The organism is Gordonia sp. HS-NH1 (assembly GCF_001418765.1).
Lineage (GTDB): Bacteria > Actinomycetota > Actinomycetes > Mycobacteriales > Mycobacteriaceae > Gordonia.
The window spans coordinates 1-12,304 of the sequence record NZ_LIYC01000042.1 but is presented as its reverse complement, the minus strand read 5'-3'; the positions used below and the strand labels follow the sequence as shown (position 1 = coordinate 12,304).

The 12,304-nt window shown below is 64.3% G+C and carries 10 protein-coding genes; 5 read left to right on the top strand and 5 right to left on the bottom strand.

All coding sequences use genetic code 11. The annotated features are described in order from the left end of the window. Positions 1-32 precede the first annotated feature (32 nt). Complete coding sequence (locus AMD30_RS20465) at positions 33-692, bottom strand: DUF5134 domain-containing protein (RefSeq protein WP_055476902.1); 660 nt, start codon at positions 690-692, stop codon at positions 33-35. Between the two features lie 55 nt (positions 693-747). Between AMD30_RS20465 and AMD30_RS20460 the strand changes: the two genes are divergently transcribed. Next, positions 748-2,811, top strand: coding sequence for a cytochrome c oxidase assembly protein (locus AMD30_RS20460; protein WP_223258964.1), 2,064 nt, complete (start codon positions 748-750; stop codon positions 2,809-2,811). Here the strand turns inward: AMD30_RS20460 and AMD30_RS20455 are convergent. Then, on the bottom strand, positions 2,749-4,995 hold the full coding sequence (locus tag AMD30_RS20455) for a heavy metal translocating P-type ATPase (RefSeq protein ID WP_055476901.1): 2,247 nt from the start codon (positions 4,993-4,995) through the stop codon (positions 2,749-2,751). The two genes, AMD30_RS20460 and AMD30_RS20455, sit on opposite strands and share 63 nt — an antisense overlap. Before the next feature lie 162 nt (positions 4,996-5,157). Between AMD30_RS20455 and AMD30_RS20450 the strand changes: the two genes are divergently transcribed. Continuing rightward, positions 5,158-5,529 (top strand): BlaI/MecI/CopY family transcriptional regulator, encoded by a 372-nt coding sequence (locus AMD30_RS20450; RefSeq protein WP_055476900.1) that lies wholly within the window; start codon positions 5,158-5,160, stop codon positions 5,527-5,529. A 103-nt stretch (positions 5,530-5,632) separates the two neighbouring features. Then, complete coding sequence (locus tag AMD30_RS20445) at positions 5,633-6,466, top strand: M56 family metallopeptidase (protein ID WP_231632806.1); 834 nt, start codon at positions 5,633-5,635, stop codon at positions 6,464-6,466. Between the two features lie 357 nt (positions 6,467-6,823). Here AMD30_RS20445 and AMD30_RS20440 read toward each other — a convergent pair whose 3' ends face one another. The 3 genes from AMD30_RS20440 to AMD30_RS20430 form a co-directional block, all read right to left on the bottom strand. Further along, positions 6,824-7,099: a hypothetical protein gene (locus AMD30_RS20440; protein ID WP_055476898.1), complete on the bottom strand. Its 276-nt coding sequence runs from the start codon at positions 7,097-7,099 to the stop codon at positions 6,824-6,826. Next, the gene (gene ctaD / locus AMD30_RS20435; protein WP_055476897.1) at positions 7,096-8,886 is read right to left on the bottom strand and encodes an aa3-type cytochrome oxidase subunit I; all 1,791 of its coding nucleotides are present in this window, start codon (positions 8,884-8,886) and stop codon (positions 7,096-7,098) included. Before ctaD ends, AMD30_RS20440 begins: the two co-directional genes overlap by 4 nt. A gap of 229 nt (positions 8,887-9,115) precedes the next feature. Beyond that, the gene (locus AMD30_RS20430) at positions 9,116-10,042 is read right to left on the bottom strand and encodes a M23 family metallopeptidase (protein ID WP_055476918.1); all 927 of its coding nucleotides are present in this window, start codon (positions 10,040-10,042) and stop codon (positions 9,116-9,118) included. Positions 10,043-10,485: 443 nt separating this feature from the next. On the opposite strand from AMD30_RS20430, the gene AMD30_RS20425 reads away from it, so the two are divergent. After that, entirely contained in the window at positions 10,486-11,055 is a 570-nt protein-coding gene (locus tag AMD30_RS20425; protein WP_101821343.1) for a TlpA family protein disulfide reductase, read from the top strand. Then, complete coding sequence (locus tag AMD30_RS20420; protein WP_055476895.1) at positions 11,052-11,864, top strand: cytochrome c biogenesis CcdA family protein; 813 nt, start codon at positions 11,052-11,054, stop codon at positions 11,862-11,864. The genes AMD30_RS20425 and AMD30_RS20420 overlap by 4 nt, the downstream gene beginning before the upstream one ends. The last annotated feature ends 440 nt before the right edge of the window (positions 11,865-12,304 follow it).

Below are 12,304 nucleotides of genomic sequence, written 5' to 3'. Positions count from 1 at the left end.
ATGACCGCTCACTCTGAGGCTCGGGTGGCCTGTCAGAGTAGAGCGGCGAACATGATTCCTGTCCCACCGGCGGTTAACGTGTGGCATATCCACGAGAACTCTAGATGCGGGCGGCGAAGCGTCGCTACAGCGTTTGACAGTGGTGGCGCTGGGGCCGCGGTGCGTGGCAGCTGAATTGACCGGGCTGCGCAGTAGAGGGTGAGCGCGAGGAAGCCGAGCACGAGTAGCAAGGTGACCGACCCCATCCACATGGGATCTGATGACGGGCCGTGCAGCGGTGTCATCTCGTTGATGGCGTCGGCCCCCGACGGGCCTCCGTGGTGTGCGGGGGCGGTGGCAGCGGGAACGGCGGATGTGGAATTGTGCCGGCTCATCACCGCATACATCCACACCATCGAGGCCATCATCACTGCGGTAGAGACGTAAAGCCGCCGCGCGGTCGTCTTCGGCACCGCGAAGACGACCGCGATTGCTGTGGCGAGAGCGAAGAGCAGCATCAGAGGCAGCAGTGGGAGCTGATTGCCTTGTGGCCACGCCATGACGATCATCGCCAGCGACATCAGGAGCATGAGGCAGTGCACGACTGAGAGCCGCAGGTCGCTGCGGTGGGCGGCTAGGGTGCGAATGCTGTCGATCGCTCCGATCGCGAACATGGCGGTGACGATCCACCGCAGGAGTAGGTCGTCGATCACCGCGGCCCTCGATCCATGTGAGTTAACTACTATGCGCAGTAGTAGCATACGGTTGGTGGGCGAATCAAAGGCGTTGCCGGAGGCTGACACCTCGTCAATCCAGTCGCGACTGCTGCGCGCAGTTCCTCTTCGGGTGGTGGCGCCGTTGCTGGTCGGTGGGCTGATGCTGGTGTTGGCGGTGTACGCCTGGGCGTCCGGGGCCACTCGCTATGTCGAGAGTGCGGATCCTTACCCGGGGATGGGTACGGCTGTGGCCGATGTGGTCGGCAATTTTGCTGGCTTTGCGTTGGCTGCGGCGGTCCTCGGAGGGTTAGTTTCGGTGGTGCTCACCGCGTCTCCCGACTCGCAGGGGTTCATTGACGCTGCGGTGTATCCGGTGTTTCGCCGCGTCCGCCGCGCTGCAGGGTTTGGTGTGGTTGTTGCGGTGCTGATGGCGGTTACGTCGGCCGCGGACACCACTGGTGTGTCCGTGGGCGCGATGGTGTCCAGCGGCAAGGTTGGTTACGCGTTCAGTGTGAGTTTGCCGGCGCTGGCGTGGCTGGTTGTGGCGGCAGCGGGTGTCGTGGTGCTGGTCGGTTCGGTGTCGCTGCGGTGGTCGGTCCAGGTGGCGCTGGTGGTTCCCGCGACGGTCGGGGTGCTCGCGCTGCCTGTGGTCGGTAATGCCGCGCAGGGGCCTGACCACGATTACACGACCGGCGCGGTGATTGTGTTCGCGGCGAGCTTGGCGGTGTCGGTGGGGCTGCGGTGGGCCGACCGGTTTAGGGCTCGTGGTTTGGGGTCGGCGACCATCGACAGGGCGGCCGACCGACGTGTCAGCTATGTCGTCTTGGGCGCCGATGTGACAGCTCTGGTGGGCGCGGTGTGTGTGGTGGTGCTGCTGCGGACTCCGGGCGTGTGGTCGTCGGCTTTCGGTCGCGCTGCGGGGCTGTTGGTGGGTGTACTGGCGGTGCTTGTGATCGCCGATGTTGTGCGCCTGCGCCGGGGTGTGCCGATGTCGGCAACTGCTTCTTCCCTTGCCGCGGGGGCTGCGCTGGCAGCGGTGGCGTGTTGGGCGGTGATGGACACCCGGGTCGCACCCGGGTTGATTGCCCACCCATTCACTGCGTGGGACGTGTACCTGGGTTATTCGCTTCCTGGCCCGCCCGGTGTCGGGTCGCTGGTGTCGTTGTGGCGTGTTGATCTTGTGGTGGGTGTGGCAGCGGTGGTGAGCGCCGTGGGATATGTCGTAGCCGCCAGGCGGGAGCGGGGCGGTGGACATCGCTGGCCGATACGGCGGACCGCGTCATGGGTCACGGGCTGCGCTGTGGTGGTGGTATCCACCAGCTCCGGATTGAAGGCCTACGGCAATGCTCTGTTCAGCGTGCACATGGCCGAACACACGGCTTTGACCATGATCGCACCTATTCTGCTGGTGGGTGGCGCACCGATCACGTTGCTGTTGAGGGTGCTGCCAACGGCAGGTAACACTGGTGGAGCGGCGTGCCGGCGGGGACTGCTGACTCTGCTCGGCTCTGGAGGCGTGCACCTACTGCTCAATCCAGTTGTCGCGTTCGCGTTGTTTGTGGGCTCGTCGTTTCTGGTGTACTTCACACCGGTGTTCGACGTACTCGTCCGCTACCACTGGGGGCACGTCTTGATGAGCGTGCTGTTTATCACCCTTGGGTACCTGTTCTTTTGGGTCTCTGTGGGGATCGACCCGGGCCCCAAGCAGTTGCCGATTCTGGCGCGCCTAGGTCTGCTGTTCGCCGTCATGCCTTTTCACGCCATTTTTGGTATCGCACTGATGACCTCCACGACGGTGATCGGTGAATCCTTCTACAGCCAGTTGCAACTGCCGTGGGGTCCCGACCTCGCGCGCACGCAGTGGGCGGGCGGTGTGGTGGCCGCAGTGATCAGCGAGATTCCGATGGTGGTGGTCTGCCTGGTGCTGTTGGTGCAGTGGGTGCGTGCCGAACGCCGGCCCGATCTGCCCGAGTCCGTCGCCATTGATGGCAGCGACTCTCGAACCGTCGCAGCGATGGTGTCTCAGCTGGCACCGACCCAGCAACTGTCACCCTCAGTGGTCTACACGCGCGAAGTTCTGCAGACGCAGGCTGTTGGAGACGACGAAAAACGATGACAAGGCCATTGCCGCCCCGGCGATCAGGGGGTTGAGCAGTCCAGCGGCAGCAAGCGGCAGTGCGGCGATGTTGTAACCGAACGCCCATGCCAGATTGGTGCGCATCGTCCGTCGGGTGGCCGAGGCGAGGTGCAGGGCCAACGCGACGGTGGTGAGATCGTCGCGCACCAACACGATGTCGGCGGCGCCGATAGCGACATCGGTACCGCCACCGATAGCAATGCCCAGATCCGCCGAAGCCAGAGCGGGCCCGTCGTTAATGCCGTCACCGACCATCGCCACACAGGCACCGCTCCTGCGCGCGTCGTCGATGATGGCCACTTTCTCAGCCGGGAGCACCCCGGCGGTCACGTCATCGATGCCGACCTGCGCTGCTACGCGCTGCGCTGCGCCGGCGTTGTCGCCGGTGACCAACAACGTGCGAAGTCCCATGCGGTGCAACTCATCGACTGCCTGGCGAGCAGAGGGTTTGGCGCTATCGCGAATGTCGATGAGGCCCCGAACTGCATCGTCGACCGCGACGTACACCGCGGTGCCACCAGAGCGTTCGACGTCAGCGCGCTGCGCGTCGAGCGCGGCAGGCACCGCAGCGGTACGGGCAATCCACGTCGGCGAGCCCACCTGCACCCTCAGGCCGTCGATCACTCCACGCACGCCACTGCCGACGTCGGTGACCACCTCGACCGGTGCAGGAAGGGACTGCGGACCGGCCGCTGCGGCGATAGCGGTAGCGATGGGGTGGCTGGTGTGCTGCTCGAGTGTCGCGGCCCAGCCAAGGATCAACTCCGTGCTGTTGTTGTCGACGGTGTACACGCCGCTGACCTGAGGTCGCCCATTGGTGAGAGTGCCGGTCTTGTCGAAGACCACCACATCGATCGTCCCGGACAGTTCCAATGCGGAATGCCCTTTGAGGAAGATTCCCAGTTGGGCGCCGCGCCCGGTGGCGATCACCAGGGCCATCGGCATGGCCAGGCCCAGCGCGCACGGGCAGGCGATGACCAGCACGGCCACCGCGGCGCTCACGGCGTGCTCCCAGGACGCTCCGGTTAGTGACCAGCCCACGACAGTGCTCACAGCCAGGGCGATGACGCATGGTACGAAGATCGCGGCGATACGGTCAGCGACCCGTTGAGCGCGGGCCTTGGCCATCTGTGCGCTATCGACCAGCGCGATCATCTCCGCAAGGCGTGTGTCGTCACCGACTGCAGTGACTTCCACCCGTAATCGCCCGTCGAGGCAGGTAGTGCCCCCGACTGCGGTGGAGCGGTGGTTGGCTGATACTTGCACCGGCGTCGTCTCTCCGGTCATCGCACTGAGGTCCACACTGGCTGTGCCCTCGATCACATGCCCGTCCGAGGGAATGGTCTCACCCGGCAGCACGATGAGTCGTTGACCGACTTTGAGTTCCGCCAGGGGTATGAGCATGCTCGTACCCCCTGCACACTCGACGCGGGCCTCGGTTGCGCGTAGCGCGGCCAGCGCGCTCAATGCCTGGACAGCTTGTGTGCGGGCACGCGCTTCGTAGTAGCGTCCCGCCAGCACGAAGACCGTCACGCCGGCGGCAACTTCGAGGTAGATCGAGTCACTGGAGAAGATCGCTGACCACACCCCCTGACCCGCGGCAGACATCGCATCGGCCGAGAACATCGAATACATCGACAGGGCGGTCGCGGCCAGCACTCCCAGGGAGACGAGCGTGTCCATCGTGGCCACACCGGTCCGCAACGTACGCACCGCGGTGCGGTAGAACGGCCACGCACAATAGGTCACGACTGGTGCGGCAAGCGCCACCAACACCGCTTGCCACCCGGGAAAACGCAGGTCCGGGATGACGGCGAGCACTACGGAGAGGTTGGCCAGCGGCACGAACAGGGCCAGCGCGACGATCAGTCGGGTGAACAGCGCCTTCGCCGTCGACGCATCCTCGTTGACAGGAGGAGCCTGCTCGGTCAGTTCCGTAGCCGAATAGCCTGCCGTGTGAACAGCGTCGATCGCATCGGCCACGCCTGCGTGGCTATCGAGTTCCACGGTGGCCCGCCGAGTAGCGTAGTTCACCGAGGCGCGTACGCCGTCAATCTTGTTGAGTTTGCGTTCCACTCGGGCTGCGCACGCACCGCAGGTCATGCCACCTACATCGAGTTGGATGCGGCGGGTCGAGTACGTGTCGTCAACGAGGTCGGTCACGAGTGGCGCTTTCAGTAGGCGGTGAGGTGAGTCATGGCACCGCAGGAAATGCGAAAAGTGTGTCAGATGGTGGCGGCCAACCTGGCGAAGCCACCTTCGGCTACTAAGCAGGGTAGTTTGTTCTAGACTGGCAGCAAAGACAAGGCGATCAGGCAGGCGACGGTGACTCAATTGGGTTCGTTGGAACGCGCAGTGATGGACGTGCTGTGGGGCGCTTCTGCGGCGATGAGTGTGCACGACATTGTCGATGCGTTGGCCGATCGCGATCTGGCGTACACGACGGTGTTGACCGTGGTAACCAATCTGCACAAGAAGGGCTTCGCCGGACGCGAGAAGATCAGCCGCGCCTACAGGTACTTCCCGTTGCAGTCGCGGGAGGAGGCGACGTCGCAGACACTGCGACGGGTGCTCGATGCCAGCGGCGATTCCACGGCGGTCCTGATGCATTTCGCGCGGATGGTTACCCCCGAGGAGCGCGAGGTCCTTAGCGAACACTTGTCCCGGACGCGGACGGATCGTCCGAGAAGGCGCTGAGAGTGTGAGCGTTGCTTTGGCCCACCTGGTGGGCGCGGCCGTGCTGGGTGTGTTGGGTCCTTACGTTCTCGACCGATTGCCACAGCGATGGTCACCGCGGGTAGTGATCACCGCATGGGTCAGCAGCATTGCCACTGCGGTGGGACTGCTTCTCCTGTCGGCGCTGTCGGCCTTATGGCCCGATGCGCCGCCTGCGGAGCGTTTCGTCGACACGTTGGCTCGGTGCGCTGGCGCTGTCCTGCATGCGGTGCGCGACGATTTCAGCCAGGTGTATGGCATCACCGTCGCCGTCGTGCTGTTCGCCGTGGTCGCTCGCACCGCGATGTCGTGCGCTCGTCACACGCGCGATGTGCAACGTGTGCAACGCCTTCATCGCGACGTCGTTGCGGTGGTAGGCAGCACCGAACCCGATACCCCCGACGTACTCTGGATCGATCATCCCCACCCCATGGCCTACTGCGTCGGCGGACGCAGCGGTTTCGTGGTAGCCACCAGCGCGCTGCGCACACGCGTGCCGGCCGAGGCGCGGGCAGCAGTACTGGCACACGAGTTCGCCCATCTAAGGTCTCGTCACGACCGGGTCCTGGCGGTCTGCGACGTCATGGCACGTGCTCTGCCCTTCGTACCGCTGTTTCGGCGGGCGCCAGCGGCGGTCGCGGCCCTGATCGAAGTGGATGCCGACATGTCGGCAGCCCGGGTCACCAGCACGGCTGCGGTACGCAGCGCACTGGCCCATGTCACCGGTCAGGGCGTAGGCCCCGGGACCCCCATGCAGCACTCCACGCGCTACCGGCTGCGCATGCTCGACAATGGCGTGATCGAGCCGACCAAATCGAAGTACGCAGCGGCGAGTGTACTGCCACTTCTGGGTGCCGCATTGTGTACCGTTGCAGCACTTCCGGTGCTCTCAGTTGTTGCGCATGGGCTCACCGCGTGAGTCCCCGCACCGCCACGTTCACTCTTCAGCAGTTAGTGTCGCAAACCCGGTGACGTTTCGTTCATCTGCGCCACCGGTAACGACGACCTTCACCGGCGCGTGTCTCATGGTGTTGCGCGCACGCCCCGCGCGCGCCGCCCCCGCGAGGCCCAGAGTGCATCTTCGCCATCGGACCCGCCAGCCGAGAGACTGTCGCAACAGGATGCATAATCCACGTCACCAGGGTCATACCGGGATCGCGTCAGCTATGCATCGGGGCGTGCAGTCTCGACATGGCCCACGTGGCGCTGTGCAGCACCACGCCCCGCAGGCAAGGCTCTGATCACGCAGAGTTGGGCCGATGGATGACGCGACCGGCTACCGCCGCAGCGCACGGCCGCGCGCTGGTTGTGCTGTGCGGGCCGCGATCGCGGCTGCTCCGCGGGCCGCGCAGGCTGCCGCGGTCGCCGCGATCAGCCACAGCAGCAGGGGAGTGCCCTGAGCGAGGACAGAACCCGCGAGCAGGGTCAACGCAAAGGTCATCAACGCGGTGTAGCCGACTGCGAGGATGGCGAACCATCGAGGAACGGTCAGCGGGCGGCGCGATCGCGGGACGGCGGCCTGGTCGAGGGCAGGGAAGGGGGAGTTGTTCACGGTCGGCTCTCCGGGTCGGGATCTGTAGATGCTTCATGGTCTCCGGTGGTCAGCGGCGCACGGCGGACTTCTTCTGCGGTCTCGCTGGGTTCACCGTGCCGTGTGCCGACGTGAGCTTCGGCGCGCATCCGCTCCACCATGTGCGGGTAGTGCAGTTCAAACGCTGGACGCTCCGACCGGATGCGGGGGAGTTCGGTGAAGTTGTGGCGCGGCGGTGGGCAACTGGTGGCCCATTCCAGGGAGTTGCCGAAGCCCCATGGATCGTCGACGGTGACGACCTCGCCGTAGCGGTAGCTGCGGAAGACGTTCCACAGGAACGGCAAGGTCGAGATGCCGAGGACGAACGCGCCGGCGGTGGAGATGATGTTGAGCGTGGTGAAGCCGTCTGAGGGCAGGTAGTCGGCGTACCGGCGGGGCATGCCTTCTGCTCCGAGCCAGTGTTGCACCAAGAAGGTGAGGTGGAAGCCGATGAACGTCAGCCAGAAATGGATCTTGCCCAGGCGTTCGTCGAGCAGACGTCCGGTCATCTTCGGGAACCAGAAGTAGATGCCGGCGTAGGTGGCGAACACGATGGTGCCGAAGAGGACGTAGTGGAAGTGGGCCACCACAAAGTAGCTGTCGGAGAGTTGAAAGTCGATGGGTGGGCTGGCCAGGAGCACACCGGTGAGTCCGCCGAAGAGGAAGGTGACCATGAAGCCGACCGAGAACAACATCGGTGTCTCGAACGTCATGTGGCCCCGCCACATTGTGCCGATCCAGTTGAAAAACTTTACGCCCGTCGGCACCGCGATCAGGAACGTCATGAAGGAGAAGAACGGCAACAGCACGGCGCCGGTGACATACATATGGTGTGCCCACACCGCGACCGATAGGGCGGCGATGGCGAGGGTGGCGTAGACCAGTCCTGAGTACCCGAACAACGGTTTACGGCTGAAGACCGGGAAAATCTCGGAGACGATGCCGAAGAACGGCAGCGCGATGATGTAGACCTCGGGGTGGCCGAAGAACCAGAACATGTGCTGCCAGAGAATGGCGCCGCCGTTGGACGGATCGAACAGATTCGCGCCGAATTGACGGTCGACTTCGGCGCCGAGCAGTGCCGCGGTGAGCAGCGGGAACACCAGCAAGATCAGGACACTGGTGACCAGGATGTTCCACGTGAAGATCGGCATGCGAAACATCGTCATTCCCGGTGCGCGCAGACAGATGACCGTGGTGACCATATTGACCGCGCCCAGGATGGTGCCCAAGCCGGACACTGTCAGTCCGAGAAACCACATGTCCGAGCCGACGCCGGGTGAGTGAATGGCATCGCTGAGCGGGGTGTAGGCGGTCCAGCCGAAGTCGGCGGCACCACCGGGGGTGATGAAGCCGGCGATCGCGATGGTCGAGCCGAAGACGAACAGCCAGAAGCCGAGGGCGTTGAGCCGCGGGAAGGCGACGTCGGGAGCGCCGATCTGCAGGGGCAGTACGAAGTTGGCGAAGCCGATCACGATGGGGGTGGCATACATCAGCAGCATGATCGTGCCGTGCATGGTGAACAGCTGGTTGTACTGCTCGGTCGAGAGGAACTGCATGCCCGGCGTCGTGAGCTCGCCGCGCATCAGCAGCGCCATCAGGCCGCCGATGAGGAAGAACGCGAAGCACACGACGATGTACATCATGCCGATCAACTTGTGATCGGTCGTGGTCAGCAGCTTGTAGATGAATGACCCTCTGGACTTGCGCCGCTCGGGGTAGGGCCGCGTAGCGACCACCTCGGGTGGGCGCGGGGACACCGCGGTCATCAGGCCTCCATCTGAGTCGGACAAACGGTGGCCCTGATCGAGCAACACGCGCATCCTGCGTGCGACTTCCCGGGCCGTAACTACGGACTGTAGTCGATTAACTACTAGGTAGCATAGTTGGGCCCGGAATCCCGAATCTCGGGCGAGTACCGACATGGCGGCAACGAAAAGTCGGCTCCCTCACCAATATCAGGCGCGGAGGGTCATCGCGGTTACGCGGCGCTGCTCCCTACCGCCAGAGGTCTGCACTTCCGCTGCTCGGCGGTTCGTTGGGAGGGATAGTAGGTTCGCCGTCGGCGGGCAGACGGACGCCGCGTTCGGCGAGCCAGCTCACCGGGTCGAGGGCAGCACCGGATGCATCGGCCACCTCGAAATGCAAGTGGGGGCCGGTTGAGTTACCTCGGTTGCCAACCGTGGCAATGGGTTGGCCGACCGTGACCGGAGCCGCTACCTCGATGAGGTTGTCGTCGTTATGGCCGTAGGTGGTGACTGTTCCATCGGCATGTCGGATACGTACCCACAATCCGAAGCCTTGGGCAGGGCCGGAGTTGATCACTTCGCCGTCGGTGACCGCGAAAATCGGCGCGCCGAGGTCGTTGCCGATGTCCATGCCCTGATGACCTCGACCGTCACCGAAGGTGGAGGTGATTCGACCATTCGTCGGAGCGACTACGGACCCCGGCGACGGCGACGAATAGACGGGTGGACCGTTCGGTGCGGGATGCGGGGTCGCAGGATCGTGGGGACGCATCTCAAATGCCAGCAGCGCCAGCAACCGCCCGATCGGTAGCGCGTCGACAACCAGTTCGGCGGCTGCTCGTCCCGCACTGAGAACGGCGGCAAAGCAACCCACCGCAGTGATGGGGTCATCCGTTGGCTCCGACGGCTCGACTGGGCGCGCACGATCGGCCAGACATGTGCTGACGGTCCGGATCTCGTCGGCTAGTTCCCCCATCGCCGGCCCCCCCAAGGATGCCGAGATCGTCTCGGCGACCAGTTGGGCGAACTGCTGGGCCACATGGGTGTCATCTGCGTCGGCGCGCGCTCGAGCGTCAAGCGAGAGGCTCAGCAGAACCGCAGCAACAATTCCCACGGCCCCCAGCCTCAGACAGGGCCGTGCAACGCCGCAGCGGCGAATGAGGGACGACATAGGCATGCCAGCGAGACCTTCCGGAGACGGGCGCGACGCACTGACGTTCAGCACCGCACGCCAGGTGCACATGAGGCCCCGATTGGCAGCCCTCCGTTCGAACCATAGGCCCCACAGGTCACAGCAGTAACACGATCCGGTTGAGCGTCAGTCGCAACTGGCGGCCTCTATTACTAGGGAACGTAGTTGCAGATAAGCAATGATGCCCAGCCTCGGGACCTCGACCGAATCAAGCGTAATCACAGCTGAGCGCACCGATACGTCAGATGAACGCGGCAGAACCCTCGCCGCGGGACGTGGGCCTACGGGCCGGTGCAGATCGCAAAAACTACGGCTATGTTGACAACGCGAACGTTAATCTACCACGCTGCGTAGTAGATCAAGGTCAAGGAGTGCTGGTGCAGCAGGAGAGAAGGATATCCGCGGTGCGGGCGGCAATCCTGGCGCTGATGTGCGTGGTGCCGTGGGTAGCGTCGGGTTGTGGTAGCGCTGGCGACGACGCCGTTGCGCAGGGGGGAACCTTTCAGTTCGTCTCACCCGGCGGGCAGACGGTCATCACCTACGACCCGCCTGCAAGCCGTCAGAGGATCGCTGACGTCTCAGGCCCTGATGTGGTGACCGACCAGACCGTCGGACTCAACGACTTCGCAGGCAAAGTCGTCGTCATCAACGTATGGGGTTCGTGGTGCGGACCCTGCCGGGGAGAAGCCGACGACCTCGAGCATGTCTACGCCCAGAACAAGACCTCGGGGGTCGAGTTCCTCGGTATCAATCTGCGCGACAACCGGCAAGCGGCGAAGGACTTCATTGTCGACAGGAAAGTCGCCTTTCCCTCGATCTACGACTTTGCCGGCATCACTCTGGCTGCGCTGACCACTCCAACGTCGGTGGTGCCGACGACCATCGTGCTCGACCGCGACCACCGTCCGGCCGCGGTGTTCCTCAAGGCCATCACCGCCGACGAACTCGGGGCAACAGTTCAGCGCGTCGTCGCTGAGCCTGTGACACAACGCCCATGACGGCGCAGTCAGTCGAACTGCAAGCCTCGGTCGGCGAGACGTTTGCTGACGTCGTCGCCAGCGGTCCGCTACTGCTGGCGCTGCTCGCATGCATGATCGCCGGGCTGGTGTCGTTCGCCTCACCGTGTGTGGTCCCGCTCGTCCCGGGGTATCTGTCTTATCTGGCTGGCGTGGTCGGCGCCGAGGCGCCGGCGGTGTCGGTGGGGGAGTCGAATAAACGGGGTCGCTCGCGTGTGGCGCTCGCCGCAGGCCTGTTCGTCATCGGTTTCACCGTGGTTTTCGTGGCAGCGACCGCCACAGTACTTGGGGTCACCACGACTTTCGTGGTGAATCGTGAAGTCCTGCAACGTATCGGCGGTGTGGTCACCATCGTCATGGGCTTGGTGTTTATCGGGCTGGTGCCGGCACTGCAACAGGAACGACGGTTCGCCCCCCGCCGCGTCTCCAACATCGCCGGCGCCCCGCTGCTCGGCGGGGTCTTTGCACTCGGGTGGACCCCGTGCCTGGGGCCCACACTCGCGGCAGTCATTGCTACGGCCAGCGGCACCGAAGGCGCCACCGCAGCCAAGGGCGTCGCGCTGATCGTGGCGTACTGCGCCGGCCTTGGCATTCCTTTTGTTGTGCTTGCGTTTTCCTCGGCGTGGGCGTTGCGAAGCCTCGGCTGGTTGCGCACCCACGCCCGCATGATCCAGATCGCCGGCGGGGCCATGATGATCGCGGTGGGCATCGCTTTGATCACCGGCCTGTGGGACCAATTCATCGTGTGGGTGCGCGACGCGTTCATCACCGATACTCAACTACCCATCTGAGCCCTGTGGTGGCGGCCCCGATTCGACGTCCACAGCGTCCCCCTGTTTCCGGTCACCGCACCCTCACGAGACCGAACAACCACCGCCTCCACGCCGCCAACGTCGGGCCATCTCAGCACATCCCGAGTCAGTCGTGACGTGATCCGCTGGTACCGTTCCGGCCCGGTCTGTCATATAGTCACATGCGCATGTATTGATATATAGGGGTAGCGTGGCTATCTGGGTGTGGATGAGAGGGAGTACGAAGTATGGGAGCCGGACACAACCACGGACCAACCGATCCTGCGTCCAGCGACTCGTCGCTGCGTGTCCGTCTGGCGATAGCGTTTGTTCTGACGGGGATCATTGTCGTGGCCCAGTTGGTCGGGTCGGTGATCACGGGAAGTCTGGCGCTGCTGACCGACACCGCGCACGCTGCGACTGATCCCTCCCGGGATTTC